The sequence below is a fragment of the Cupriavidus sp. 22TCCZM04-2 genome, assembly GCF_057798895.1.
Map to the genome: position 1 here is coordinate 98,520 of NZ_JBYOJS010000007.1, position 24,370 is coordinate 122,889.

At 65.5% G+C, this 24,370-nt stretch carries 27 protein-coding genes; 12 read left to right on the forward strand and 15 right to left on the reverse strand.

Translation table 11 applies throughout. From position 1 onward, the window contains the following. Positions 1-232 precede the first annotated feature (232 nt). Positions 233-403: a hypothetical protein gene (locus tag AC3FKG_RS12935; protein ID WP_211949625.1), complete on the forward strand. Its 171-nt coding sequence runs from the start codon at positions 233-235 to the stop codon at positions 401-403. Positions 404-646: 243 nt separating this feature from the next. Further along, positions 647-1,417 carry a cell envelope integrity protein TolA gene (tolA, locus tag AC3FKG_RS12940; protein ID WP_483713919.1) on the forward strand — a complete coding sequence of 257 codons (771 nt, stop codon included), beginning with the start codon at positions 647-649 and terminating at the stop codon, positions 1,415-1,417. A gap of 2 nt (positions 1,418-1,419) precedes the next feature. On the opposite strand, the gene AC3FKG_RS12945 is transcribed toward tolA, so the two are convergent. Continuing rightward, entirely contained in the window at positions 1,420-1,986 is a 567-nt protein-coding gene (locus tag AC3FKG_RS12945) for a hemerythrin domain-containing protein (RefSeq protein WP_483713920.1), read from the reverse strand. Here AC3FKG_RS12945 and AC3FKG_RS12950 point away from each other — a divergent pair. Then, positions 1,945-3,090 (forward strand): hypothetical protein, encoded by a 1,146-nt coding sequence (locus tag AC3FKG_RS12950; protein WP_488743273.1) that lies wholly within the window; start codon positions 1,945-1,947, stop codon positions 3,088-3,090. The two genes, AC3FKG_RS12945 and AC3FKG_RS12950, sit on opposite strands and share 42 nt — an antisense overlap. 5 nt (positions 3,091-3,095) lie before the next feature. Further along, positions 3,096-4,466, forward strand: a complete 1,371-nt coding sequence (locus AC3FKG_RS12955) for an APC family permease (RefSeq protein WP_488743346.1) — start codon at positions 3,096-3,098, stop codon at positions 4,464-4,466. A 24-nt stretch (positions 4,467-4,490) separates the two neighbouring features. Here the strand turns inward: AC3FKG_RS12955 and AC3FKG_RS12960 are convergent, their stop codons facing one another. After that, positions 4,491-4,955, reverse strand: a complete 465-nt coding sequence (locus AC3FKG_RS12960) for a YaiI/YqxD family protein (protein ID WP_483713922.1) — start codon at positions 4,953-4,955, stop codon at positions 4,491-4,493. Between the two features lie 114 nt (positions 4,956-5,069). Between AC3FKG_RS12960 and AC3FKG_RS12965 the strand changes: the two genes are divergently transcribed. Beyond that, a complete protein-coding gene (locus AC3FKG_RS12965; RefSeq protein ID WP_483713923.1) occupies positions 5,070-5,474 on the forward strand; it encodes an SRPBCC family protein in 405 nt (134 codons plus the stop codon). A 97-nt stretch (positions 5,475-5,571) separates the two neighbouring features. Here the strand turns inward: AC3FKG_RS12965 and AC3FKG_RS12970 are convergent, their stop codons facing one another. Together AC3FKG_RS12970 and AC3FKG_RS12975 are read right to left on the reverse strand one after the other, a co-directional pair. Beyond that, the gene (locus tag AC3FKG_RS12970) at positions 5,572-6,663 is read right to left on the reverse strand and encodes a BON domain-containing protein (protein ID WP_488743274.1); all 1,092 of its coding nucleotides are present in this window, start codon (positions 6,661-6,663) and stop codon (positions 5,572-5,574) included. Positions 6,664-6,892: 229 nt separating this feature from the next. Then, positions 6,893-7,825: a LysR substrate-binding domain-containing protein gene (locus AC3FKG_RS12975; RefSeq protein WP_488743275.1), complete on the reverse strand. Its 933-nt coding sequence runs from the start codon at positions 7,823-7,825 to the stop codon at positions 6,893-6,895. A 160-nt stretch (positions 7,826-7,985) separates the two neighbouring features. Here AC3FKG_RS12975 and AC3FKG_RS12980 point away from each other — a divergent pair, with 160 nt between their 5' ends. Genes AC3FKG_RS12980 through AC3FKG_RS12990 form a run of 3 tightly spaced genes read left to right on the forward strand, consistent with a single transcriptional unit; the run spans position 7,986 to position 11,282 of the window. After that, positions 7,986-8,978, forward strand: coding sequence for a Bug family tripartite tricarboxylate transporter substrate binding protein (locus tag AC3FKG_RS12980; protein WP_488743276.1), 993 nt, complete (start codon positions 7,986-7,988; stop codon positions 8,976-8,978). A 42-nt stretch (positions 8,979-9,020) separates the two neighbouring features. Then, positions 9,021-10,046, forward strand: a complete 1,026-nt coding sequence (locus AC3FKG_RS12985) for a DUF1338 domain-containing protein (RefSeq protein ID WP_488743277.1) — start codon at positions 9,021-9,023, stop codon at positions 10,044-10,046. Between the two features lie 12 nt (positions 10,047-10,058). Further along, entirely contained in the window at positions 10,059-11,282 is a 1,224-nt protein-coding gene (locus AC3FKG_RS12990; RefSeq protein WP_488743278.1) for an aminotransferase-like domain-containing protein, read from the forward strand. A 12-nt stretch (positions 11,283-11,294) separates the two neighbouring features. Here the strand turns inward: AC3FKG_RS12990 and catC are convergent, their stop codons facing one another. From catC to AC3FKG_RS13030, 8 genes are all read right to left on the reverse strand, one after another. After that, entirely contained in the window at positions 11,295-11,570 is a 276-nt protein-coding gene (catC, locus tag AC3FKG_RS12995; RefSeq protein ID WP_483713929.1) for a muconolactone Delta-isomerase, read from the reverse strand. A gap of 37 nt (positions 11,571-11,607) precedes the next feature. Continuing rightward, positions 11,608-11,949 carry a 4-carboxymethyl-4-methylbutenolide mutase MmlI gene (gene mmlI / locus AC3FKG_RS13000; protein WP_483713930.1) on the reverse strand — a complete coding sequence of 114 codons (342 nt, stop codon included), beginning with the start codon at positions 11,947-11,949 and terminating at the stop codon, positions 11,608-11,610. Positions 11,950-12,018: 69 nt separating this feature from the next. Continuing rightward, positions 12,019-13,305 carry an MFS transporter gene (locus tag AC3FKG_RS13005; protein ID WP_488743279.1) on the reverse strand — a complete coding sequence of 429 codons (1,287 nt, stop codon included), beginning with the start codon at positions 13,303-13,305 and terminating at the stop codon, positions 12,019-12,021. Between the two features lie 90 nt (positions 13,306-13,395). Continuing rightward, positions 13,396-14,058: a 3-oxoacid CoA-transferase subunit B gene (locus AC3FKG_RS13010; RefSeq protein ID WP_483713932.1), complete on the reverse strand. Its 663-nt coding sequence runs from the start codon at positions 14,056-14,058 to the stop codon at positions 13,396-13,398. A 4-nt stretch (positions 14,059-14,062) separates the two neighbouring features. Beyond that, entirely contained in the window at positions 14,063-14,755 is a 693-nt protein-coding gene (locus AC3FKG_RS13015; RefSeq protein WP_488743280.1) for a 3-oxoacid CoA-transferase subunit A, read from the reverse strand. 128 nt (positions 14,756-14,883) lie between these two features. After that, the gene (locus AC3FKG_RS13020; protein ID WP_483713934.1) at positions 14,884-15,798 is read right to left on the reverse strand and encodes a LysR substrate-binding domain-containing protein; all 915 of its coding nucleotides are present in this window, start codon (positions 15,796-15,798) and stop codon (positions 14,884-14,886) included. A 71-nt stretch (positions 15,799-15,869) separates the two neighbouring features. After that, positions 15,870-16,760: an MBL fold metallo-hydrolase gene (locus AC3FKG_RS13025; RefSeq protein WP_483713935.1), complete on the reverse strand. Its 891-nt coding sequence runs from the start codon at positions 16,758-16,760 to the stop codon at positions 15,870-15,872. Positions 16,761-16,940: 180 nt separating this feature from the next. Beyond that, positions 16,941-17,576 (reverse strand): FMN-binding negative transcriptional regulator, encoded by a 636-nt coding sequence (locus AC3FKG_RS13030; protein WP_488743281.1) that lies wholly within the window; start codon positions 17,574-17,576, stop codon positions 16,941-16,943. A gap of 131 nt (positions 17,577-17,707) precedes the next feature. Here AC3FKG_RS13030 and pdxR point away from each other — a divergent pair, with 131 nt between their 5' ends. Both pdxR and AC3FKG_RS13040 read left to right on the forward strand, forming a co-directional pair. Then, on the forward strand, positions 17,708-19,201 hold the full coding sequence (gene pdxR, locus AC3FKG_RS13035; RefSeq protein WP_488743282.1) for a MocR-like pyridoxine biosynthesis transcription factor PdxR: 1,494 nt from the start codon (positions 17,708-17,710) through the stop codon (positions 19,199-19,201). 60 nt (positions 19,202-19,261) lie between these two features. After that, complete coding sequence (locus tag AC3FKG_RS13040) at positions 19,262-19,864, forward strand: glutathione S-transferase family protein (RefSeq protein ID WP_488674282.1); 603 nt, start codon at positions 19,262-19,264, stop codon at positions 19,862-19,864. 69 nt (positions 19,865-19,933) lie between these two features. Here the strand turns inward: AC3FKG_RS13040 and AC3FKG_RS13045 are convergent, their stop codons facing one another. After that, a complete protein-coding gene (locus tag AC3FKG_RS13045; protein ID WP_488743283.1) occupies positions 19,934-20,845 on the reverse strand; it encodes a sterol desaturase family protein in 912 nt (303 codons plus the stop codon). Positions 20,846-21,120: 275 nt separating this feature from the next. Between AC3FKG_RS13045 and AC3FKG_RS13050 the strand changes: the two genes are divergently transcribed. After that, the gene (locus AC3FKG_RS13050) at positions 21,121-21,411 is read left to right on the forward strand and encodes an EF-hand domain-containing protein (RefSeq protein WP_483714485.1); all 291 of its coding nucleotides are present in this window, start codon (positions 21,121-21,123) and stop codon (positions 21,409-21,411) included. A gap of 122 nt (positions 21,412-21,533) precedes the next feature. Then, positions 21,534-22,016, forward strand: coding sequence for a nucleoside deaminase (locus tag AC3FKG_RS13055; protein WP_483713940.1), 483 nt, complete (start codon positions 21,534-21,536; stop codon positions 22,014-22,016). On the opposite strand, the gene AC3FKG_RS13060 is transcribed toward AC3FKG_RS13055, so the two are convergent. Together AC3FKG_RS13060 and AC3FKG_RS13065 are read right to left on the reverse strand one after the other, a co-directional pair. Beyond that, positions 22,003-22,944 (reverse strand): hypothetical protein, encoded by a 942-nt coding sequence (locus AC3FKG_RS13060; RefSeq protein WP_483713941.1) that lies wholly within the window; start codon positions 22,942-22,944, stop codon positions 22,003-22,005. The genes AC3FKG_RS13055 and AC3FKG_RS13060 overlap by 14 nt on opposite strands. After that, positions 22,941-24,275, reverse strand: a complete 1,335-nt coding sequence (locus AC3FKG_RS13065; protein ID WP_488743284.1) for a glycosyltransferase family 2 protein — start codon at positions 24,273-24,275, stop codon at positions 22,941-22,943. The genes AC3FKG_RS13060 and AC3FKG_RS13065 overlap by 4 nt, the downstream gene beginning before the upstream one ends. Between the last annotated feature and the right edge of the window lie 95 nt (positions 24,276-24,370).

The window sequence follows — 24,370 nt, forward strand, 5'->3', positions numbered from 1 at the left end:
GACAAGGCGGGGAGCCTTCTGGCGATGATTTGCCGGGGCTCCGGCCGCTAACAGTGGGCGAACCAGCATAGGGCATGCCAGGGGAAGCACGGTCCCGCCCCGACTTGCGTCGTGGTGGTTGCGGCACGTCTGGAGTCAGAACCCGCCTACGCACCTTTGCGCCTCCCGCCGATGCTGCGTCGGGGCACCGGCAACTACATTGACTTTAGCCGATTCACTGCCGGAGATAGTTATGTCATTCGCGCTCTTCCTGATCGGACTGTTGGTACTGGTTGGCGGAATCGCCTGGGGGCTGTCGATCGCGGGCCTGGCGCCCGTGTACATCGGCATTGCCTGCCTGGTCATCCTCGGCCTTGGCATCATGGCCGCCGTTTCTCGTACGCGCACGAAGGATCCTTCCTAGGCACATCGGGTCCGTCGCGCATTACCGGCGGGCATGCTGCCCGCCTGATTTCTGGCGCGGCCGTCCGGAATCTTTCCGCTCCTGCGCCGCACTTCATAGAATGGACATGTGTCAAGAAGTGCGGCCCTTCGGGCCTGTCCTGCTTCGTCGAGTGTAGCGAAGCTTGACCCGCCTGGGGTGCACGTCGCATCGTACGAGATGGTTGCCAATCCGACAGCGAAAAAGCGGCGAGGCAGGTGATCCATGCAGAGCGGCGTCCTTCCCTTCCAGCCCGTCCAGGAACGGGGCTCCCTGCCTTGTTTCCTGGCGGCATTGTTCATGCACGTGCTGCTTGGCGCACTGCTGTACTACGGCGTGCATTGGCACAACGCGGTGCCGGAAGGGGTATCCGCCGAACTGTGGGACGCGGTCCCCGAGGCGGTCCCGAACATGCCCGCGGAGCCCCCGGTCAAGCCGGCTCCGGCCGCGAAGCCGGTGGAACAGCAAAGCGCCGATATCTCGCTGCAGGAGAAAGCGCGCAAGGAGCGTGCGGCGCGTGATGAACAGAAGGCGCAGCACGAAGCGCAGGCCCGCGCCGAGGCCGCCCGCAAGGCCGCGCAACGCGAAGCACAGCACAATGCAATGGAAGCGCAGCGCCAGGCCAGCAACGCCGAACGCGCCAGCGAACTGTCGCGCTTGCGCGCGCAGGCCGGGGGCGCCGAACCGAACAACGGTACCGGCAGGTCCGGAAAGGCATCGTCCGGCTATGCCGAGCGAGTCCGGCAGCGGGTCAAGCCAAACATCCTGTTCAGCGAAGAGGTCGACGGCAATCCGGCGGCCGTCGTGGCGGTGCGCATGGCACCCGACGGCTCGATCCTGTCCGCCAGGCTTGCCAGGTCGAGCGGCAATGCCGCGTGGGACAACGCCGTGCTGCGCGCCGTGTCGCTTTCCGACCCGTTGCCCCGCGACGAAAGCGGTGCCGCGCCGCCCGAGATCCGGATCACGTTCTGGCCGAAGGACCTGGGGAGTTCGTAGTTTCAGCCCGGACTGGACCCCGCGCGCTCCTCGCTTTCGATCTGCGCGCGCAGGACCACGAAGCGCTGGTGCACATCCGCGCCAAAGAGCGGGTCCGCGCTGGCCGGAACGGCCTCGTCAACGGCTTTCCAGTCCGCGGCCGTCAGCAACCGGGCCGTGCGCGGCATGACGTGCCGTTCCTCGGAAGAAAGATGGTTGCGGTAGTACACCAGGTACATGGCCGCGGCCGCCTCAAGGGCCGCGCGCGAACTGATCATGTCGCTCTCGGCCTCGTTCAGGCGGTCCACCAGCGTCTCGCCGACGTTCGCGATGACACGATGCTCTTGCTGGAGTCGGTTGACCATGATCTCCATGTCGGGATCGCGCTCGACCAGACGGGCGTAGGCGATATCCTCGCGCGGATGGTGCACACGATCACCGAAATGCCGCATGTAATGGATAATCGACGCCATCAGGCTGTAGTTCGGCCGCTCTCCCCGATTGAACAGGATGACCTGGCTTTCCAGGAGGTCCAGCAGTTGGGCGAAATGGACATGGTCTTCATGCCAGGTGGAAAACGGGGTGGCCATGGCGGGCTCCATCGGTTAAGTTTTGACGCCTTTGAGGTCACGTCATATCGAAGCCTCATGCCGAACACTATGTGCTTCCGCCCGCGCCTCTCTCTGATCTGGATCAAAGTTCTGCGTAGGGCCCGGCTTTTCAAGGCAGCCGGTCATGGTTATGCGTTCAACCTTCGCGGCAAGGAGACGTTTATGCGCAGCACCGGGCACCCGGCGGCAAAGGGCGTGGGGATCTGGCTTGCAAGCCGGCCGTGGTTCGGGGCGCTGGGTGTCGCGGCGCTGCTATTTCCGGGTGGAGCGATGGCGATGGAGTTCAGGATCTATCACCAGCCGCAACTGGACCTGAAGATGATCATCGGCGAAGGAAAGATCCAGGACGGCGACGCGGACCGGTTCCTCGCGGCCGCCCGCATGGCAGGCCGCGACGGCGAAGGACTCGTGCCGCTGGTCCTGAACAGCCCCGGTGGCAATGTCGAAGCCGCGTTCCGGATGGTCGATGCCATGGACAAGGTGCGCGTCTATACCGCCGTTCCGGACAACGCCAGGTGCGCGTCCGCTTGCGCGTCGATCCTGTTCGCTTCCGGCGAACGCCGCAGCGTCGTGGGCACGGGGAAGCTGGGCTTCCACAGTTGCTACCGGCGCAATGGGAAGACCGTCACGGAGGACTCGCTCTGCAACGAGGTCATCGCGGCAAACGCCATGCAGCGCGGGGTCAGCCACGCCGCCATCAACCAGTTCGTCGAGCAATACGGCGCGCAAGACATGGCGTGGATCCACCGCAATGTCGCTTGCAGGTCGCTGCAAGGGCTGTGCAAGGCCGGGCTGCTCGAAACGCGGAGCGAGTCAAAACCTGCCCTGATGCGCAGTTTTGCCTGCAGCCAGCTTATTTCCGTTCCGGCCCAGCTGATTTGCGGCGATGCGGAACTGGCCAGTGCCGACCAGGCGCTGGCGGGGCTCTACGAGCAGAAGCTGAGCGCCTCAGCGAACAAGGCGCGCCTGCGTGCGGATCAACGGGACTGGCTGCGCGGTTCGCGCAATCTGTGCAGCGACAAGGCTTGCCTGCTGCGAAGCTATCGCCTGCGCATGGACGCGCTGAAGCAGGTGCGGTCGTGAAACCTGTGGACGAATCCGCCAGGCTCAACGCCGATTCGCTCGGCATCGTCGAATCGGTGATCATGGGCATCGCCGGCACGGCGCCGGCCTACAGCATCGAGATCACGACTTCGACGATCATCGGGACGGCGGGCACGCTTGCTCCGGCGAGCATCCTGGTATGCGGCGTCGTCATGTTCGGCATTGCCTACGCGTTCATCAACCTGAACCGCGCACTGGCCAGTGCCGGCACGTCCTACGCATGGGTGAGCATGGTATTCGGGCGTACGCTCGGCTTTCTTGCGGGCTGGGCGCTGCTGGTGCTGTGCTGCGTGTTCATGGTTTCGGCCATGATCCCCGCGGCCAACGCCACGCTGCTGATCCTTGACCGGCCGCTGATGAACAACGTGCATTACGTGACGCTGATCGCGGCTGCGTGGCTGACCTTTGTCAGCGCGGTCGTCGTCAAGGGCATCAAGCTCACCAGCTACGTGCAGGTGCTGATGACGATCATCGAGGCCATCATCCTGCTGGCGATCATCGTCGCGAGTCTCGTCATGTTCCCCCGTGCGCCGCAGCACCCGTTCTCGCTGGCCTGGTTCTCGCCCTTCGCCTTCACACCCGGGGTGTTTGCCAACGGCGCGCTGGTGGCCATCTTCTTTTTCTACGGCTGGGACGTGACCATGAACCTCAGCGAGGAGACGCGCGACGCCAACCGCATCCCCGGCCGAGCCGCGTTCTGGTCGATGGTGTTCCTGATGGCGTTCTTCCTGGTCTTCATCGTCATCACGCTGCTCGGCCTGTCCGATGCCGAGATCCAGCACTACAACACCAATATCATTTTCGCCATCGCGCAGAAGCTGTTCGGACCGACCTGGGGCTATGTCTCGATCATCGCGGTCCTGCTCAGCACGGTGGGAACGGTCGAGACGCAGATGCTGCAGTTCACGCGCACGCTGTTTGCCAAGAGCCGCGACGGCGCGCTGCACCCGCGCTATGCGCGCCTGCATCCGCGCTGGCACACGCCGCACATCGCCATCCTCTTTATCTGGGTCACCGGGCTGGTGCTGCTGTTCGTGTCGTCTTACCTGCCAACGGTCAACGTCATCCTGCAGGATTCGATCACGGCCATCGGCTTCCAGATCTGCTTCTATCTCGGGCTGACCGGGCTGGCCTGCGGCTGGTACTACCGCGGGATGCTGGCCCGTGGACCGTGGCCGGCCTTGAGCCACGTGATCTGGCCGGCGGCCAGCGGGATCTTCCTGTTCTTCATCGCGCTCTACAGCATCCCCACCTTCGACTGGGTCACCAACGTCGTCGGCATGGGAGGCATTGCCATCGGTGCCATTCCGCTGGTGCGCAATCGCAAGGGCATGCGGTCGGTTGCGGCACGCTGAAGGCCCGTCGCTGGCTGTCAGGCTTCAGGCGGTGCCGGCCCGCGGCGCATGGCGTGCCAGGAAGCGGTCCAGCTGGCTCGCGAACGTCTTGCCATCCTGGGGCGAATAGGGTGCGGGGCCGCCGGTATCGACGCCAGCGCTGCGCAACTGCTCCATCACCTCGCGCAAGGTCAGGCGTTCCTGGATGTTCTCGCGGCTGAACCAGCTGCCCCGTGGGTCGAGCACATGGGCGCCCTTGTCCAGCACGGCGGCGGCAAGCGGGATGTCCGCCGTAATGACGAGATCCCCGCTGGTGGCCAGCTCGATGATGCGGTCATCGGCGACATCGAACCCCGCCGGTACCTGCAGCGCCTTGATAAAGCGGGAAGGCGGCGTGCGCATATACTGGTTGGCCACCAGCGTGACGCAGACTTCGACACGTTGCGCGGCCCGGTACAGCATGTCTTTCACGACCACCGGGCAGGCGTCTGCATCCACCAGGACTTGCATCGCGATACTTCCAATTGAGAGAGGGAGCGGTCATATTACTGCCTGAACGCGTGTCGGTGGGAACGAACACTGGTGCATGCTGAATTGAGTCGGATTGACCACAAAGGGAAAACTATGAAGATCCAGGTAGAAACCACGGTCGCGGCCCCCATGGAAAAGGTCTGGCATGCCTACACCACGCCGGCGGACATCAAGCAATGGAATGCCGCGTCAGAGGACTGGCATACCACGGCCGCCACGGTCGATCTGCGCGTGGGCGGCGACTTCTCTTCGCGGATGGAAGCGAAGGACGGCAGCATGGGATTCGACTTCGCCGGCACTTACACCAGGATCGAGGAACACAGGCTGATCGAGTACGCGTTTGGCGACCGCACCGCGCAGGTCGAGTTCGCCGATACCCCGCGGGGCGTTACCGTGCGCGTGCGCTTCGATGCCGAATCGGAGTATCCGATCGAGCAGCAGCAGAGCGGGTGGCAGAGCATCCTGGACAACTTCAAGCGGCATGTCGAAGCGCACTAGCCGCGCACTGTGACACAAGAAGGCCTGCCTGGTGCAGGCCTTTCTTGTTCATGGAGCAGCGTCAGTCAATGGCGGCTCCGGGCGGAGGCATTGCGTGTCAGGCGCGCCAGGTGCTGCCCGACGACGCGTCGCTGCCAGACTGCGATGTGCTGCCGGCATCGCGGCGCACGCGAATGTCGTTGTTGACTTCGCTGACGCCGTAGGTCGCATCGACCAGTTCTTCGATGTCGTACTTCTGGCTGCGGTCGTTCACGTTCCCGGACAACGTCACCACGCCGTCCTTCACCTCGACGCTGACATCGCTGACGTCCAGGCGGTGCGCATAGCTCAGGCGTTCGCAGACATCGTCGCGGATGCGTTCGTCGCTGCGCTTGTAGCCGCGCGGGCCGGTCGGGCGTTCATGCCGTTCCGAGGTGCCGAACAAGTCGCCCACGGCCTCGCCGATGCGGCGCCCGAAGTTGTAGAGCGTGCCATGGTCTTCGTCCCGATCGCGATCGTCGTCGACTTCCCAACCGCGTTGCTGCGCCGCCTCGCGGCTGTAGTGGCGGCCGTGGCGTTGATCGTCGGTGCGGTCGTCGTCCGGGGCGGTCCAGTAGCGCGTATCGCTGCGCAGGTCGCGGAAGTAGGGGCCCTGGCTACCCATGCCGCGATCTCGCTCGCGCGCGCGCTCGGCGCTTTGGCGCCAATTGCGCTCGGCTTGCCTGTCATCGCGCTGCCACGCGTGCGGATCGCGCCATTCGCGGGCGCGCTCCCAGCCGTAGCCGCCGTTCATGCCGGCGCGCAGGTCGCTGCCCTGGCGACGGTCTTCGTCCTCGCGGTTGCTGCCACGGTATTCTTCGCGCTGGAAGGCGCGTCCTTCGTCGCGGCCGCCGTAGCGCTCACCATAGCGCTCACCATAGCGCCGCGCATAAGGATCACGCTCGGATGACCCGGGGCGCTGCGCGCCGTAACCGCTGTACCTGTCGTCGGGATTGTCCGACTGGCGTCCTGACCGCTGGCCGTACGACTCCTGGTAGCGTTCGTCATCGCCGCCTTGCTGGCGGGCAGGCCCGCCATAGCTGGTCTGTCCGGGGGTCATTTGCCTGCGCATGCGCTCCGATTGCCAGGTGTCGCGTCCGGATTCCGGTTGCCAGTCGTCGTCGTCCCACTGCTTGCCGCGTTCGCGCGCGTCGTCGTAATAGTTGCTCATGCTCGTGTCCTGAGTTACCGGGGAGATGCCCGTGCGAACACGGACACGATCGCGCGGACACGATCGCGCCCGCTCTCGCATGGGCGTGTATCGGGGAAGCGGCAAGATTCGTACCGAGTGCAAGCCTGGCAGGGCACGGTGTGCGCGGTGCTTCAGGCGAGCTTTGTGGCCCTCGAAGCATTGCAACGATTGCAGAGCATGTAAGAAGGGATGCCGGGTGCAAACCTTGCTAACACGATTCGGGGCCGGCATCCGCCGCCGACTGCGCCGCGGCAAAGGCGCCGGCGGCCTCCAGCAGCCACGCGCGCAAATGCTGCATCGCGGCGCTCATCGGCCGCGAATCGGGCAAGACCAGGTAATAGGCGTGCGTCGAGCGCAGCGTGCGTGCAACCGGCATCACGAGCTGGCGGCCGGACAGGTATTCCGCGACGAGAAAGCGCGGCACCAGTCCGATGCCCAGCCGCGCGCGCGCGGCGGCAATCACCATGCTGTGGTGATCGTAGCGGGCGCCGCGCATGGCATTGACGTCGTCGATTCCAGCCGCGTCCATCCACTGCTTCCAGCCGAAGCTTCGCGTGGCCAGGTGCAGCAGCGGCGCGCGCGCAATGTCCGCGGCATCGACCCGCTTCCTGCGTCCGAAGTAGTCCGGGTGGCAGATCGCCACGGATTCCTCGTTGAACATCAGGTCCGCGTGCGCGCCCGGATACACCGCTTCGCCAAAGTGGATCGCCGCATCGTAAGGCGTGCCATCGAACAGGAACACGTCGGACTGCGCGCTGATGTTGACCACCACCCCCGGATGGCGCGCGTAGAAATCGGGTAGCCGCGGGATCAGCCACTCGACCGCCAGCGTGGGCACGCATGCCAGCTCCACCGTGCCGCCCGCACCTTCATGCGCCATGACGTCCAGCGTGTCGCGCTGCAGCTTGCGCAGCATCTCGCGCACCTGTCCGCTGTAGAGCGCGCCGGCCGCCGTCAGCGTGATGCGCTGGTTGGCACGGTGAAAGAGCTGCACGCCGAGCAGGCTCTCCAGCGCCGCGATCTGGCGCGATACCGCGCTTTCGGTGATAAACAGGTCGGCTGCCGCACGGCGCAGGTTCAGATGCAGCGCGGCGGCTTCGAAGGCGCGCAGGCTGGAAAGGCTTGGAAGTCGATGCCGCATGGGGGTGATAGCGGAGTTGATGACTAAAGATCATCATCCTATACCGAAATCTCGCTTGAAATCGTCGAGTTGATGAGAAATCATTCGGTCCTTGCTTCACCGTATTCGGTATTCGACTGCGGCCGCCAATAACGACAACATCAGGTAGACAGGAGACAGCATGAAACGCTTGTTCAGCGCGCTCGCCGCAACGACCCTCGCCGTGGGCACTGCCGTGCCCGGCATCGCGTGCGCCGAGGATTTTCCCGCCAAGCCGGTCCGCATCATCGTGCCGTATCCGCCGGGCGGCACCACCGACATGGTGGCGCGACTGATCGGCGAGCAGCTGGCCATCCAGTGGAAGCAGGCCGTGCTGGTCGACAACCGTCCCGGAGCGGGCGGCATCGTCGGCACCGGGGCCGCCGCCAAGTCGACGGCGGACGGCTATACGCTGCTGATGGGCTCGGTCGGGGAGTTCGGCATCAACCCCACGCTGTACAGGAAGCTGCCTTATGACGCCGCCGCGGATTTCGCGCCGGTCACGATGGTGGCGCGCGTTCCCAATGTGGTGGTGCTGTCGCCGGCCTTCGCCGAACGTGCCCGGGTGCAGACGCTGGCGGAGTTCATTGCTTACCTGAAGGCCAACCCGAAGCGCGTCAATATGGCGTCGGCCGGCAACGGCACCTCGACGCACCTGGCCGGCGAACTGTTCCAGCGCATGACCGGCACCGAGATGAGCCACGTGGCCTACAAGGGCAGCAGCCCGGCCATCTCCGACCTGATGGGCGGCAGCGTCGATGTCATGTTCGACAACCTGCCGGCATCGTTGCCCTTTATCCGCTCCGGCAAGCTCAAGCCGCTGGCCGTGACCACGCCGGCGCGCTCGTCGGCGCTGCCCAATGTGCCGACCGTGGCGGCCGCCGGCCCCGTGCCCGGCTTTGACGCCAGCCCGTGGTTCGGCCTGCTCGCGCCGCGCGGCGTACCCGCCACGGTGGCGCAGAAGATCAGCCAGGACCTGACCCGCGCGCTTGGCGATCCCGCGGTGCAGGCCAAGATGCGCGAACTCGGCGCCGAGCCCGCGCCCAGCACGCCGGACGCGTTTGCCGACGTGCTGAAGAAGGATCGCCAGAAGTGGGGCGACATCGTTCGCCTGTCGGGCGCGTCGGTGGACTGACACCGCACGGCTTTTCCCTTTTATTTCCCGCTGCATTCGATCATGTCTGACAAGAACGTCGTTCCTCTCCTTTCCCTCCACCTTGGCGCTTCGGCCGCGGATCGCCTGGCGCAACTGGTCGCCACGCCGGAGGGGCTTCCCGCCGGCGAAGCGGGGCGCCCGTCGCGCGCGGAAGTCGCGCACGCGTTGAACCTGGTGCTGTTCGCCGGCATCCTGGAACGCGTGCCGACGGGCAAGGCTTATACCGATGACGTGGCCATGGCCGGCGGCAAGGTGTATTTCGACCACGGCGCGCTGCGCACGGTGCGCTGGCAGGACAATGGCGCGCTGCCGGCTGGAGAGGCGGCATTCACGCGCATCCTGCGTCCGCTGGGCTACCGGCTCAACGGCACCTATCCGCTGGACCGCATCGGCATGACCGGCCGCTCGTACGCGCATGAAGACGCGCCCGAAGGGATCGCGCAATTCTTTGTCAGCGAACTGCATCCCGAGCGCTTCAGCGAGGGCTTCAGGCAGGCCGTCAGCCGTGTCACCGGCACCTCGGAGGATCCGTTGACCCCGCGCGCCCAGTCGCTGCTGTGGGAGCTCGAGCGCGAGGGTTCGCTGTCGCTGGAAGACGCCGCCGAGCTGATCGGCGCGCTGGCGCGCTGTTTCGACCGCCAGCACGCCGCGCCGCGCCTGGATGACTATGAGCGCCTGCTGGCCGAGTCGCCGGAGATGGCCTGGATCGCGACCGAAGGCAATGCCTTCAATCACGCGACCGACCGTGTGGAAGACGTGTTCGCGCTGGCCGAGCAGCAGAAGCGCATCGGCCGCCCGATGAAGGAAAAGGTCGAGGTCTCGCAGAGCGGGCGCGTGCGCCAGACGGCGTTCCGTGCGGACCCCGTGCGGCGCGTGTTCGTCGACGCCGCTGGCGCCGAGGTCGTGCGCGAGGTGCCGGGCTCGTTCTACGAATTCATCACCCGCGACCGTTATGTCGACGACGCGCAGGCGGTCTCGCGCACCGACCTGGGCTTTGACGCAGGCAATGCGCAGGGCATCTTCAGGATGACTGCCGCGGCCTGCTGAGGGGGACACGCCATGACCGCTTATCCGTTCGTGCCGGCATTGCGGGAGCCCGAAGGATCGCCGATCCGGGAGCTGTTCAAGTACTTGTCCGACCCGCAGATGATCTCGTTCGCCGGCGGCTACCCGTCCGCCGCGCTGTTCGATGCCGAGGGCATCGGCGCGGCGTCGGCGCAGGTGCTGCGCGAGCGGCCCGCGGAATGCCTGCAGTACGGCGCGACCGAAGGCGCGCCGGCGCTGCGCGGCGCCCTGGTGGCGTTGATGGCGGAGCGCGGCGCGGTCGCGGCGGTGGAGGAATTGCTGGTCACCACGGGATCGCAGCAGGGCTTCGACTTCCTGGTGCGCTCGCTGGTGGAGCCGGGCAGCGTGGTGCTCGTGGAGGAGCCGACCTATCCGGCGACGCTGCAGGCATTGCGGCTTGCCGGCGCCGATGTGCGCGGTGTCCCGGCCGACCACGACGGCATGGACGTGGATGCGCTGGAGGCCCTGCTGGCCGATCCGTCGCTGCGTCCGCGCCTGATCTACACGGTGCCGACCTTTGCCAATCCCACGGGGGCGACGCTGACCCGCGCACGTCGCCTGCGGCTGCTGGAACTGGTGGCGCGGTATCGCGTGGTGCTGGTCGAGGACGATCCGTACGGCGCACTGAGCTTCGATGGCCCGCCGCCGGCGTCGCTGCTGGCGCTGTGCGCGCAGATGCCCGATGCGCGACCGTGGGTGGTGCATCTGGCCAGCTTGTCGAAGACGCTGGCGCCGGGGCTGCGCATCGGCTGGATGATCGCCGCGCCGGAGATCGTTCGCCGCGCGGTGATTGCCAAGCAGGTGTCCGACCTGTGCACGCCGCCCTGGATCCAGCTGACCGCCGCGCAATACCTTCAGGCGGGCCGGCTGGCGGGACAGGTGGCCACCGAAGTGGCGTTCTACCGGGACCAGCGCGACCGGCTGGCGGCGGCGCTGCGCGCGGCGTTTGGCGAGCGGATCCGCTTCGCGCTACCCGCCGGCGGCATGTTCCTGTGGGCTGCGCTGGATGGTGTTGAGGATGCCGCCGCGCTGTTGCCGCATGCCATTGCGGAGAAAGTCCTGTTCGTTCCGGGGAGCGGATTTTACGCGGCGCGCCGGGCGCGCGCGGCCATCAGGCTGTCATTCGCCGGCACGGATGCAGCGCAGGTCGACGAAGGCGTGCGCCGGCTGGCACGGGCGGCGGCGCGGCTCGATGCTGTGACGAAGGGCGGCGGCTAGCGGGCGCAGATATCAGATCGCGGAAGGATGGCGAGCCAGCGGCGTCACCTGAATCGACATATACGGGAACAGCGGCAGAGACGACAGCAGTTCGTGCAGTTCGTCGTGGCTGTCCACGTCAAAGATGCTGATGTTGGCGTAGCGGCCAGTCACGCGCCACAGGTGCGGCCACTTGCCGGATTGCTGGATTTCGACGGCGCGGGCCTTTTCCGCGGCCTTGATGGCTTCGGCGCGTTCGGCCGGCAGGGAATGGGGCAACTTAACGTCCATCTGTACGCAGTAAAGCATGGGGTCTCCTGGTGTCGAATGTTTGGGAGGAGCGGGTTCAGCTTGATGCGTCGTCAGCGCCCACCGGTGCGGTGCGGAAGGGCTTGAGCTGACCGATGAAGGTCTTGCCGTGCTCGAACCATGCCTTGCGGATGTCAGAGGCCATGTACTGGGCATACGCGGCGTTGTCCCGGAACCAGCATTCGCCGATGGCATCCACATGGCCGATGTCAAGGAAGGGCACGTGCGTATCGGTCGGCTGCTCGGCGACCAAGCGGACTTCATACTTGTGCAGGCCCGGTACTTCATGCGACATCTCGTAGTGGCGCAGGCACTCCGCGCGGAAGGTTTCGTCGGACATGCCGGCTGGCTTGACCAGCAGATATAGCAGTCGAATCATGTGTTGGCTCCTCTGGTTGGTGTGTGGGTTCTATTGTGTATCAGGCACCGGGGCACGCGCGGCGGCACGTCAGGTATGAGCCGTTGCGGGCCGCACCAGCTCGCCTGACTCGCGGTGGTCATCCGCTTCGCCGATGTTCTCGATAGCGATGCCGCGCGTCTCGGGCAGCATCAGGATGCCGAATACCGCGAAGGCGTAGGCCACCAGGCAGAACGCGCCCATGGCGTTGGCCAGCCCGATATGGGTCGACAGCACGCCGACGCCGACGACAGACCCGGCCCCGACGGACTTGCCGACGTTGTACGCGAATCCCATGCAAGTGGTGCGTACATGGGTCGGGAACAGTTCGCTGAGGAAAGGACCCAGTGCGGCGAACATGCCGATGGCCGAGAAGCCGACCAGGAAGCCCAGGATGGCCGCCAGCGTCGCGTTCAGCGGCAGCAGCATATAGCTGGCCGTGACGATCCAGGCGCAGACCGAAAGCAGGATCAGGGTGGGACGCCTGCCGATGCGGTCGGAAAGGTCCGCGGTCACTGCGAAGCCGCAGAACGATCCGAAGGCCATGATGAACACGGTGACGATCAACGAGCTTGCTGCGACCTGACGCTGGTTCAGCAGCGACGGCAGCCACACCAGGATGGCGTAGCAGCCAGCTTGCAGGCCGATCACCAGCACGCTGGACAGCGTCAGCGAACGTGCGTACCGGCGGTTGAACACCGAAGCCAGCGAGGCGCGCGGGGCACGGCTCTGGCGCGCGCGCTCGAACATCGAGGAATCCTTGACGTGGCGACGGATGAACAGCACGGTCAGGGCAGGAATGATGCCGCTCCAGAATGCCACGCGCCATGCCAGTTCCGTGGGCAGCCACGCCAGCAGCAGCGTGGCGACCACCACGGCCAGTGCCCAGCCCAGCGCGAAGCCCGACTGCACGAAGCCGATGGCCTTGCCACGGTGCTTCGGATCGATGACTTCGGCCATGAGCGCTGCGCCGACCGCCCATTCGCCACCGAAGCCAAGTCCTTGCAGCGTACGCGCAACCAGCAACTGGTTGTAGGACTGGGCGAAGCCGGCGAGCACGCCGAAGAAGGTGAACCAGACAATGGCGAGAACCAGGATGCGCGCGCGTCCATAACGATCGCTGAGAATGCCGGCGCCCCAGCCGCCGATCGCCGTGACGACCAGCGCCACGGTCCCGAGCACGCCAACTTCCGCCTTGGTCAGGCCCCACGTGAGGGTCAGCGCAGGCAGCAGGAAGCTAAACATCTGCATGTCGAAGGAATCCAGCGCCCAGCCGGAATAGCAGGCCCAGAATGTCTTCTTCTGCTGGGGCGATCCAGCCTTGTACCAAGCAAACATGTTTGTCTCCTGAAGTCGGTTCTTGTCTTTGTCGAAGCGGTACCGGCGCCGCCGTGCGGACCGATTTCCGCCGGACCGTTCGTTGCGGGGCTAGGCCAGTTCGGCCGTCGCCAGGGTGGTGAAATCGAGCTCCACATCGGTGACCGACTGGAGAGCCTGCGGTGACATGTCGCCGACGATCTCGATCACCGCCACGCCCTGCGGGCCGATGGCGAATGTGCCGAGTTCCGTGTAGACGCGGCTGACGCAGGCCAGGCCGGTCAGCGGATAGCTGCAATGGCGGCGCAGCTTGCTGGCGCCATCCTTTGTCATGTGATCCATCATGACGAACACGCGCCTGGCACCGATGGCGAGGTCCATGGCGCCGCCTACCGCCGGAATCGCGTCGGGGGCGCCGGTGTGCCAGTTGGCCAGGTCGCCGTGCTGGGATACCTGGAAGGCGCCGAGCACGCAGATGTCGAGATGGCCGCCGCGCATCATGCCGAAGGCGTCCGCATGGTGGAAAAATGCCGCGCCTTTCTCCAGCCGGATCGGCTCCTTGCCCGCATTGATCAGCTCCCAGTCCTCCTGCCCGGGCTCGGCGGCCGACCATTGGCCAAGCACGCCGTTCTCGCTGTGCAGGATGACTTCGCGATGCCGCGGCAGGTGGTTGGCGACCAGCGTCGGCAGGCCGATGCCGAGATTCACGTACGAGCCGTTCGGGATATCGCGCGCCACGCGCGCGGCCAGCAGGTTCTTTGCGATTTGATCCATGACTTCAGCTCGTGTGCACGGGGTTTGCAGCGGTGCTGTCACGCAGCACCACGCGGCTGACGAAGATGCCGGGCGTGATGATGGCTTCCGGATCCAGTTCGCCGAGCTCGCAAACGCGAGCTACCGCGGCGATAGTCTGGTTCGCGGCCATCGCCATGACGGGCGCGAAGTTGCGCGCGGTCTTGTTGTAGATGAGATTGCCCCAGCGATCGGCTGCCTCGGCGTTGATCAGCGCGACATCGACATGGATGGGGTATTCCAGTACGTAGCCGCGCCCGTTGATTTCACGCGTTTCCTTGCCCTCTGCCAGCCATGTTCCATAGCCGGTGGGTGTGTAGAAGGCGCCGATGCCGCTGCCGGCGGCGCGCAGGCGTTCGGCCAGCGTGCCCTGCGGTACGACCTCCAGCGCGATGTCGCCGGCACGGTACAGCGCTTCGAATACGTGGGCATCGCGCTGGCGCGGGAACGAGCACACCAGTCTGCGAACGCGGCCCGCCTTGAGGAGTGCGGCGAGGCCGGTGTCGCCGTTGCCGGCATTGTTGCTGACGACGGTAAGGCCGGTAGCACCGTGTTCAATCAGCGCGTCGATCAGGTCGTCGGGCATGCCGGCGCCCCCGAATCCGCCGACCGCGATGGTGGCGCCGTCGGCCACTTCGCTGACGGCATCGCGCGCTGTTCCATAAAGCTTGTCGATCATGTCTGGCCTTCGTTGTTGTCTGGCGAGACAAGGTTGCCATGCTGTCCGGGGGCACACAATTTCGACTTCTGCAACCGTCCTTAGCGATGGCTTAACGCAGCCGGTGCAGCGCGCCGTGCGCGAATGCGCTAGCCCGGTTCGCCGTCCGCGGCGTAGCGGTCGATCAGCAGATTGGCAAACTCCCGGGCAAAGCTGGACAAGCCGTCCAGGTCGCGTGCGCAGACCTGGAAGGTGCGCACGGCCCAGTCATCGCGCAGGTTGCAGGAACCAATCTGCTGGTCGCCCTTCAGGCGGGTGAATGCGGCCTTGGGCATGATCGCCACGCCGGCGCCGGCGGCCACCATCCGGCATGTGGCGTCGTGGCTCGCCACATGTACGCGGATGGTCATCGGTTTGTGCAGCGCGCCGGCTGCGCGCGTCAAGAACATCTGGAAGGCACTGCCTTCGAGCAGCGCGACAAAGGCATGGTCGAGCGCCTGCTCGAACCAGATGTCGCGCTGGGCCAGCAGGCGATGGCCCAGCGGCGCGACAAGGATCAGCGAACTCTTGACGAACGGTACGGCCTGCAGGCCTGAGGTGGGGATGTTGCCCGAGATGATGCCGAGATCGGTGCCGCCTTCGCGTACCAGGCGCACGATATCGTCGCTCAGGCGTTCGCGTACCTCGATGCGGACATCCGGGTGCGTGGCTAGGTAATCGCCGATCACCGGTGGCAGGTATTCCGTGATGGCGGTGGTATTGGCCACCAGCTTGAGTTGTCCGCTCAGGCCCGCGGTGAATGGCTGCAGGTTGCCGGTCAGGCGTTCCAGTTCGGTCAGTACGACGCGCGCGTGCTGCAGGTAGACCTCGCCGGCAGCCGTCAGCGTCACGCCCTGCGGCGAGCGCTCCAGCAGGCGCACGCCGAGCGTGTCTTCAAGGTTCTTGATCCGGTTGCTGACCGCCGGCACGGACAGGAACGAGCGTTCCGCGCCGCGCGTCAGGCTGCGCGTCTCCGCGACGTTGACGAAGAGGCGGAAATCGGTGATATCAAACGGAACAGGCATGCGGCTGGTCTCGCGGCAAACTCACTGAGCCACGATGATAACCGCGCAGGCCAGGCTGATTGCCTGGTTGGCTACCACGTCGCGGGCTCGAAGCGGAAGCCGCTGCCCTGGCGCCTGATAAAGCCGCAATAGGGCTCGCCGAAGTGCACCGGTAGAATCAGCGCGCCGGTGTCGGCGGCCTGGTTTAAGAACGCGAGGCGAGTGCTGCGTGCCAGGTCCGGCCGTATGCAATAGCCGGAGTTCACGTCGGGGCGCACGATTTGCAGCGGGCTGTGCAGGATGTCGCCGCAGAAGATTGCCTCTTCGCCGCGGGAGCGCACGCGGAACGCGACCTGGCCAGGACTGTGGCCCACGGCGGGTTCGACCTGCAGGCAGCCGGCGATTTCCTCTCCGGGCTTCATCATCTCCGCAAGGCCTTCGTTGACTACGGGCATCACGCTGTCGAAGAACGACTCGCCGAACACATCGACCACGCCCGCCTCCTTGTTGCGGCCTTCGTCGCAGAAGAGGAAGTCATCCTTCGGGATGTAGTAGCGCGCGTTCGGGAAAGTCGGGACCCAGCGGTTGTCCTGCCACGTGGTATTCCAGCCGACGTGATCGGCGTGCAGGTGCGTCATGACCACATGCGTGACCTTTTCCGGCGGGGCTCCGGCCGCGATCATCCACTCGCGCACCAGTGTATTGAGCATGTTCATGCGGGCAATGCCGGCCCGCGGCTTGAAATTGCCGACCCCGGTATCGACCACGATGATGCTGTCGCCGGCATGCACCACCCAGAACTGGATCGTCACGATCAACTTGTTCATGTGCGGTATCCAATGATGCGGCGCCATCAGATCCGCATTGGCATCCAGCACGCCGCGGTCGATGTCGGGAAAGAGGAAGGCGGGATCGTGCGTCGGACCCGCGTACTCCAGAATGCGGGTGATCTTGAGATCGCCGACGGTACGCGATTGCATCATTTGTCTTGTCTTCGTAGTTTCATGGTGGCGCCGTCTCCCGCCGCGCCGTGGGAGCGGGGAGTGCGGCCCTCGGCTAAAGGATCGGTGATTTCTCCGTCGCGGCAAATTTCGCAATCCGAAAGAGGGCTTTCAGGGAGCTTTAGGAACGATCTTCATCAGGCGCCCGGGCGCCTGTTGCCTTCATTGCACCGGCTTGGCCGTGTCCTTCATTGCCTGGGCCAGTTCACAGTTCCCTCGCGCCTCCAGCCCCTGGATCGCTCCCTCCCGATCCGGCACCTCATGGTGCTGGTTCAGCTTGCGCTTGCCTTCGAGCCGCGACACGCGGACCTCGATGCCCACGATGTGGCGCAGTTGCTCCGCGATGTAATCGGCAGGCGCGTCGCCCATTTTCCACGGTTGCGGCTGGCTGGCTTCATGCTGCCGGGTCAGGCGGGCCACGACGCCGCGGACGAATTTGTCATCGTCACGGATATGCAGCGTGCCGTGCGCATGCACGACCTCGTAGTTCCACGTCGGGACACGGCGGTGCGTCTGCTGCTTGCCGGGGTACCAGTTGGGCGTGATGTAGCCTTGCGCGCCGGCGAAGATCACAAGCACCGGCGATCCGTCGGCCACTTCGCGCCAGACCGGATTGGCGCGTGCCACATGCGCATGCAGCACGCCACACGCGCCTTCCGCTGGTTCGAACAGGAAGGGCAGGTGATTGGCATCGAGTCCCGCGGCGGTCTGGGTGACGAGCGTGGCAAACGGATGCTCTTGCATGATGCGATGCAGGGCTTCGGCGCGCGGCTCGGCGAAATGTTTCGGCAGGTACATGGGACTGGTCCACTTTGAACGCGCGTCGCCACGATGCGACGCCGATCGACAGTGTGCCGTGCTTCCGGTTGGGTGAAAACAGCCAGTTTGATACCATTTGACCATGCCAGTTGAGCCGGCCGGGGAATAGGATGCCCAGTAGCAAGCATGGCCAGGGTGGCCTCGGCCGTGCCCTGTACGACGAATTCCGCGCGCGTATCGCGGACGGCACCTACGCCGTCGGCGCACCGCTCCCGTCGAGCCGCGCGCTGGCGGCTGAGCGCGGGCTTTCGCGGGCGACCGTGTCGCTCGTCTATGAGCAGCTTGCGGCGGATGGCTTCATCGAAACACGCGGCGGCGCGGTCAGTCGCGTGGCGGCTGGCGCTGCGCCGGGCAGTCCGGTTCGTCGCCATCCGCACGGCCCGGCCGGCACTGTTCGGGCGGACCCGCACCCCGGACGGCTTTCCGCATGGGGTGTGCGGGTGGCGGGCATGGCACTGCAAGACACGGGCGTAGCGGCCAAGGGCGAGATCGACTTCCTTTACGGCCCGCTGGCCGGCCGCGACTTCCCGACGCTGACATGGCTCAAGGCATTGCGTGCCGTCGAGCGACAGCGCATGCCCCGGCTGGCTTACGAGGACCCGCGCGGCAACCTTGAACTGCGCAGGGCGCTGCAGGCGCACCTCAGCAAGACACGCGGGCTATCGTGCTCCACCGATCAACTGATGATCGTGAACGGTTCCCAGCAGGCGCTGGACCTCTGCGCGCGCCTGCTGCTCGACCCCGGCGATTCCGTGGCGGTAGAGAATCCGGGCTACCGCATGGCACACCATGTCTTCGAGGCGTATGGCGGGGATCTGCAATGCGTCGATGTGGACGAGCATGGTTTGCGGACCGACCAGCTCCGTTCATTGCGCCGGGCCCAGATGGTCTACGTGACGCCGACCCATCAGTTTCCCCTCGGATCGTTCCTGCCCATCGGGCGCCGCAGGGAGTTGCTGGCGTGGGCTGCCGACCGGCGGGCGTGGGTCATCGAGGACGATTACGACAGCGAATACCGCTATTCGGGGCGGCCGGAAGCCTCGCTCCTGTCGCTCGATACGCACGGATGCGTAATCCACGTCGGCACGTTTTCGAAGACGCTCTCGCCCCAGCTTCGGCTGGGCTATATGGTGGTCCCCGAGCGGCTGGTGGAGACCTTTGCCGCGGCCAAGCGCCTGACGGACCGCCACGCGGCGACAGGTGTCCAGCGCGCTTTGGCCTTGCTGCTGGAGGATGGCAGCTACGATCGCCACGTCCGGCGCATGCGGCGCCTGCAGCATGCGCGGCAACGCGCCCTGGTCGAAGCGCTGCAGGAGCACCTGTCCGGCCGGATCGCACTGCAGGGGCTGGCCAGCGGGCTGCATCTTGTCGTGTGGATCCCGGCCTTGCAGTCGAGTGCGGAGCCCGCCCTGGTCAGGGAGGCCGGCCGGCTCGGGGTACGCGTCCATCCCGTCAGTCCGCTGTTCCATCGCTCGGGGCCGCAGGCCGCGCGACCGCGGCCCGCCGGTCTTGTCATGGGCTACGCGTTGCTGGAGCGCGAGGCCATCGTCGAGGGTGTCCGGCGCCTGGCCGAGGCGCTGCGGCGGCTGGATCCACCTGCGTAGTGCAGGGTGCTATCCTGCTGCGGTTGCATTACCTGACCCGACAACCAGCAGGAGAACGGTATGACCATGACGCTCTACTACAACCCCCAGAGCCGCGCGTCGGTAGCGCGCTGGATGCTGGAGGAGGTCGGGGCTGACTACCAGTTGCAGCACATCGATTTCACCAAAGGGGAGAGCCGGTCGCCGGAATTCCTCGCCATCAATCCGATGGGAAAGATCCCGACGCTGGTGCTGGATGACGGCACGGTTCTGACCGAGAACGGCGCGATCATCGCCTGGCTGGCGGACGCCTTTCCGCAGGCCGGGCTGATGCCGCCGCCGGGGGCTTCCGCACGCGGGACTGTCCTGCGGTGGCTGTTCTTCTGTGGCAGTTGCTTCGAGCCCGCGCTGACGGACCGCATGATGCGCAAGGATGCGCCGCTGTCCAGGCAGGCGGTTGGCTGGGGCGATTACGACGATGTCATCGCCACCATCGAAAAGGCCCTGACACCCGGGCCGTTCGTGCTTGGCGCGGCGTTCAGTGCCGCGGACGTCTATCTCGGGGCGTCGCTGGCCTGGGCGGGCAGATTCGGGGCGCCACTTGTGGGGGAGAGCAAGGTGATCCAGGACTATGTCGGCCGGGTGACCGCGCGCGAGGCCTTTGCGCGCGCTGCGCGGGACTGAGGGGCGGGGGTTCCCGCAAACAGAACGGGCAGCTCAGGCTGCCCGTTCTGTTTTTCCCACCCGCTTCCGTTACCGCACGCTCGCCACCAGCCGCTCGTCGGCTTGCTGCCGGCGCAGCGCTTCCGTCGTCTGCCCCTTTCCATCCGGTGCCCAGCCCGGCGGCATCGTCAGGTAGCCGATCGCATGCATCACGCTGCCCGATTTCCTCATGTCCTGGCCCAGGCTGACCCAGTGCTCGAACTGGTTGACCAGCGGGTTATGCGTGGTGGTCGGGTGGACCAGGCCGAAGCGGCACGGCTCGTCTTCGCGCTCTTCCACATAGGTGCCGAACAGGCGGTCGAAGACGATCAGCACGCCGCCATAGTTGGCATCGAGGTAATCGACATTCGAGGCATGGTGCACGCGGTGCGCCGACGGGGTGTTGAACACATATTCGAACCAGCCGAGCTTGGGGATCCAGGTGGTGTGCAGCCAGAACTGGTACAGCAGGTTCAGGCTCAGCGTGGCCAGCACGACTTCAGGACGCACACCAAGGAGAACCAGCGGCGTGAAGAAGATCGCGGTGCCGGTGAGCTTGCCGGTCCAGCCCAGGCGATACGCGGTGCCAAGCGTCAGTTCGTTCGGCGAGTGGTGCACCGCGTGCGTCGCCCAGAAGAAGCGGATGCGGTGCGACGCGCGGTGGTACCAGTAGTAGCAGAACTCCTGGCCGATGAAGAGCAGCAGCACGGCCAGCACGCTGTTGATCTCGACGGTGAACAGGCGGTGGTCCCAGGCGAAGGCGAAGATCGGCGTGGCCAGCGACAGCGGCAGCAGGACCATCAGCTTGCGGCCGATCATGTCGACCAGCGACAGTCCCATTTCATGCCAGGGATAGGCCTTGCCTTGCCGGCGTGCCTTGCGTGCCAGGAAGAAGGCCTCGACCAGAGAGACCGACACGACGAAGGCCGTGGCGAGGAGGGTGAGCTTGTGGAGGTTGTGCATGATCGTCCTGTTTGGGGGCGGGGGACGCCTGGCTTTGCGGAGCCGCATCGCTGCGTCGGTGAGGCCAATGTAGTGGGCGGCAGCGCCGGGCGCCATGCATCAAATATTTCGCCATGTGTCATGCCCGCGGGCGCGCCGAGCCGTGAAATACCGCGACATGTCTTCCATGGCGACAGGCGCGCGATGGCCCCCTATAGTTCGGTCCGTTGCCGCCGCACTGGCCAACGTTCAACGCTCGCCGGCAAGGCCCGGCCGTCCTTTACGGAGAAAACATGATGAAGAAGATGATTGCAGTGCTCGCCCTGTGCATGGCTTGCGCGGGGGCGTTTGCCCAAAGCGCGCCAATGCCCGCCGCCGGTCCGCGTATGGAGCGTGCGATGCAGCAATTGCAGGCGCGCTTTGCCAGTGCCAATACCACGCATGACGGCAAGCTCACGCGCGAGCAGGCCGCCGCCGGCATGCCGAGGGTCGCGCAGCACTTCGACCAGATCGACGCACAGCGCAATGGCTATGTGACGCTGCCGCAGATCGAGGCGTTCATGGGGCAGGCAATGAGGTCGCGCTGATCGCGGCGAATCGAATACGCCGTATAACAACCCGGCGCACGCCGCTGGCCCGCACTGTCCTATAGTCGGCAGGCCCCTTTCCAGTCACCTGCCGGGGCCAGGCTATTGACGGGAGACAACGCGTGTCTGACACGGAGACCTATCTGATCGACTCCATCCGCCTTGCCATGGAGAACGTGCGCGAGCGCAATACCTGGCCCTTCGGCGCCGTGGTTGTCAAGGATGGAGAGGTGGTGGCGCGAGCGGTCAACGAGGTGGACGCCACCTGCGACCCGAGCGCGCATGCGGAGATGCAGGCCGTGCGCGCTGCCAGCCGGGCTCTCGGCAAGCCGGACCTGACCGGTTGCACGGTGTACGCCAGCGGCCATCCGTGCCCGATGTGCCTGACGGCGATGTACCTGGCCGGCGTCGGGGCGGTCTACTACGCCTATTCCAACGAAGACGGCGCGCCTTATGACCTGTCCGCGGAACGCGGCTATGTCGAACTGGCGCGGCCGCCTGAATTGCGCGAGATGAAGCTGGCCTATGTGCCCGCGCGCGACAAGGGCCCGGATCTTTATGAGGCCTGGCGCGAGCGCCAGGGCAGCCTGCTCAGAAGCGAATGATCCACTCGCCCAGGGCGTAGCGGTAGTGGTAGTTCGGCCCGTTGAACGAGGCGCTGCGGTTGTAGCCTGCACGCAGGCGCAGCGACTGCGCGCCGCGGACCGGGCTCTGCAGCCCGACTTCAAACAGCCGTGTCGGCTGCTGCGTGGCATCGGCGACCTTTTCCCGGCCCAGCCCCGCGACCAGCAGTCCGGTCCAGCCCTTGTAGCGCTGGCGCCAGCCGATCGCCAGCATGCCTTCGGCGTAGTGATCCGGGTTGAAGTAGGCGCGGCCGACATCTTCCTGCGAGCTGTGATAGGCCCGGTAACGCGCCTGCAGTGTCAGGCCCAGATCGAGCAGCGGCTGGTAGATGATGCGCACGCGGCCATGGTCGCGGCGGTTGCCATCGGAGAAATACTGCTGGCCCGCCACGCCCACCAGCGTGACGTGCGGCCCGATGCCCTGGTCCAGCGCCAGGCCGGCAAACGTGTAGCTGACGCCGCGATCCAGTGCGGTCTGCGTTTCCACCCAGTCCCGGTTGACGAAGACCTCGAGCGAGGTGCGCTTGGCCAGCGACAGCCGGTAGTTGCCGTCGACGGTCGCCAGCGTGTGGCCGCCCTGCGTGAAGACACCGCCCTCCAGGTTCCAGCCGTTCAGCGTGGCGGGGTCCAGTTGGCGCCCGAGCACGCTGATCTTCTGGCCGTGGCGGGTCCAGTCGTCCTGCTGGTAGCGATAGTCGCTCGCGCGTACGCCGAACAGGTTGTCGGCGTGCGACATGCTCGGCAGGTATTCGAGCGACACCTTGTGGATCGAGAACTTCTCGCTATCGTAGCTGGCGAGGAATTCGGGGCCGATGCCCTGATCGAGGACTTTTTCTTCCTCAGCCAGCGCCGCCTTGGTGAACAGCAACGCCAGCACCGTGTTCAGAATCGCGAATGCGCTGCGTTTCACTTGGTACCCCAGGTCTTTCTGGTCTTGAAAATCTCGTCGATATAGCCCAGCACGCTGGCGGGTTGCAGCAGCAGGCTGTAGAAAAGCATGTACATGCACAGGCCAAGGCGGTTGCGCCTTACCTTCAGGCCCAGGCGATCGAACATTTCTTTCTCGATCGAGAACATCAGGTAGCTCATCAGCACCGCAAGCGGCAGCAGCGCGAGCGTCATGGGCCCGGCGATCCAGTGGTAACCGAACAGGGCCAGCACGATTCCGGGGACGAAGCACAGCGTGAACGCCAGGTCCAGCCACGGAAACAAAAGGTTCCAGTAGACGAAGAACGTCGACAGGCGCGGTACCAGCAGGATGTCGGGGTGCTGGCGGAACGCTTCCATCATGCCGCGCGCCCATCGCTGGCGCTGGCGCACGAACTGGCCGACGTTCTCGGGGACGTTCGTGAAAATACAGGCGTCCTCGCAGTGGCCTACTCGGTAGCCGGCCTTGAGCAGGGCCCACGTCAGCACGATATCCTCGCCCACGCAGTCCTCCCAGCCACCAACTTCATTGAGGGCCTCGCGGTTGTAGATCGAGAAGGCGCCCTGCGCGACCAGCGTGCCGTGGTACAGCGACTGCATGCGCTTGATGGCCGCGATGCCCTGGAAGTAATCCCATTCCTGGCAGCGCGTCAGCCAGTTCCGGCGCGAATTGCGCACCAGGATCTTGCCGGCTACGGCGCGGGTGTCGGGCGGGTCCAGGTGGTAGCGCTCGACAATACTGGTCAGCGCCTGGCGATGCAGGTAGGAGTCCGCGTCGATGGTCACGACCAGCTGGTTCGTGGCCAGCTTCAGCCCTTCGTTCAACGCCTTGGCCTTGCCGCCATTCTTCGGCATGTCGAGCAGGCGCAGCCACGGATACGTGGCTTCGGCTTCGCGCACCAGCGTAGCGGTCTGGTCGCGGGAGCCGTCGTTGATGACGATGACCTGCAGCGGTGCCGGATACTTCTGGCGATCGATGCTGGCAATCGTGTCCAGGATCGAGGCTTCCTCGTTATAGGCAGCGATCAGGATCGTCAGCGGCGGGTAGGTGTCCAGGTGGCGGCGCATCGGACGCCGGTCCATGGTCAGGCTGCCGATCAGGAAGGCATTCATGAAGCCCGGGACAATGGCGATACCGCCGATGATCACCCAGGCGGCCGCCATGCCGATGTGGGACCCAAGCGATGTCAGCCAGTCTTGCGCCGCCCACACGGAGAAGGCGGTCCAGCCGACCGCCACGCCAAAGGCAATCGCAAACTTGACTCGCACCGAAAGATAGAGGCGCGATGATTTGCCGGACCCGACTTCCGCCATTTTGTATTGTTTTACGCGTTGCACGTCACAACATCTTCAGGCGAAGCAGGTCATGACAGGAGGTAGACTCATCGCCCCGCCGCGGTGATCCGGTT

Bases quoted from the DNA above. Each gene is read 5' to 3' on its own strand.
- AC3FKG_RS12935 (WP_211949625.1), top strand. From the start codon at position 233: ATGTCATTCGCGCTCTTCCTGATCGGACTGTTGGTACTGGTTGGCGGA.
- tolA (WP_483713919.1), top strand. From the start codon at position 647: ATGCAGAGCGGCGTCCTTCCCTTCCAGCCCGTCCAGGAACGGGGCTCC.
- AC3FKG_RS12950 (WP_488743273.1), top strand. From the start codon at position 1,945: ATGGACATGGTCTTCATGCCAGGTGGAAAACGGGGTGGCCATGGCGGG.
- AC3FKG_RS12945 (WP_483713920.1), bottom strand. From the start codon at position 1,986: ATGGCCACCCCGTTTTCCACCTGGCATGAAGACCATGTCCATTTCGCC.
- AC3FKG_RS12960 (WP_483713922.1), bottom strand. From the start codon at position 4,955: ATGCAAGTCCTGGTGGATGCAGACGCCTGCCCGGTGGTCGTGAAAGAC.
- AC3FKG_RS12965 (WP_483713923.1), top strand. From the start codon at position 5,070: ATGAAGATCCAGGTAGAAACCACGGTCGCGGCCCCCATGGAAAAGGTC.
- AC3FKG_RS12970 (WP_488743274.1), bottom strand. From the start codon at position 6,663: ATGAGCAACTATTACGACGACGCGCGCGAACGCGGCAAGCAGTGGGAC.
- AC3FKG_RS12975 (WP_488743275.1), bottom strand. From the start codon at position 7,825: ATGCGGCATCGACTTCCAAGCCTTTCCAGCCTGCGCGCCTTCGAAGCC.
- AC3FKG_RS12980 (WP_488743276.1), top strand. From the start codon at position 7,986: ATGAAACGCTTGTTCAGCGCGCTCGCCGCAACGACCCTCGCCGTGGGC.
- AC3FKG_RS12985 (WP_488743277.1), top strand. From the start codon at position 9,021: ATGTCTGACAAGAACGTCGTTCCTCTCCTTTCCCTCCACCTTGGCGCT.
- AC3FKG_RS12990 (WP_488743278.1), top strand. From the start codon at position 10,059: ATGACCGCTTATCCGTTCGTGCCGGCATTGCGGGAGCCCGAAGGATCG.
- catC (WP_483713929.1), bottom strand. From the start codon at position 11,570: ATGCTTTACTGCGTACAGATGGACGTTAAGTTGCCCCATTCCCTGCCG.
- mmlI (WP_483713930.1), bottom strand. From the start codon at position 11,949: ATGATTCGACTGCTATATCTGCTGGTCAAGCCAGCCGGCATGTCCGAC.
- AC3FKG_RS13005 (WP_488743279.1), bottom strand. From the start codon at position 13,305: ATGTTTGCTTGGTACAAGGCTGGATCGCCCCAGCAGAAGAAGACATTC.
- AC3FKG_RS13010 (WP_483713932.1), bottom strand. From the start codon at position 14,058: ATGGATCAAATCGCAAAGAACCTGCTGGCCGCGCGCGTGGCGCGCGAT.
- AC3FKG_RS13015 (WP_488743280.1), bottom strand. From the start codon at position 14,755: ATGATCGACAAGCTTTATGGAACAGCGCGCGATGCCGTCAGCGAAGTG.
- AC3FKG_RS13020 (WP_483713934.1), bottom strand. From the start codon at position 15,798: ATGCCTGTTCCGTTTGATATCACCGATTTCCGCCTCTTCGTCAACGTC.
- AC3FKG_RS13025 (WP_483713935.1), bottom strand. From the start codon at position 16,760: ATGATGCAATCGCGTACCGTCGGCGATCTCAAGATCACCCGCATTCTG.
- AC3FKG_RS13030 (WP_488743281.1), bottom strand. From the start codon at position 17,576: ATGTACCTGCCGAAACATTTCGCCGAGCCGCGCGCCGAAGCCCTGCAT.
- pdxR (WP_488743282.1), top strand. From the start codon at position 17,708: ATGCCCAGTAGCAAGCATGGCCAGGGTGGCCTCGGCCGTGCCCTGTAC.
- AC3FKG_RS13040 (WP_488674282.1), top strand. From the start codon at position 19,262: ATGACCATGACGCTCTACTACAACCCCCAGAGCCGCGCGTCGGTAGCG.
- AC3FKG_RS13045 (WP_488743283.1), bottom strand. From the start codon at position 20,845: ATGCACAACCTCCACAAGCTCACCCTCCTCGCCACGGCCTTCGTCGTG.
- AC3FKG_RS13050 (WP_483714485.1), top strand. From the start codon at position 21,121: ATGAAGAAGATGATTGCAGTGCTCGCCCTGTGCATGGCTTGCGCGGGG.
- AC3FKG_RS13065 (WP_488743284.1), bottom strand. From the start codon at position 24,275: ATGGCGGAAGTCGGGTCCGGCAAATCATCGCGCCTCTATCTTTCGGTG.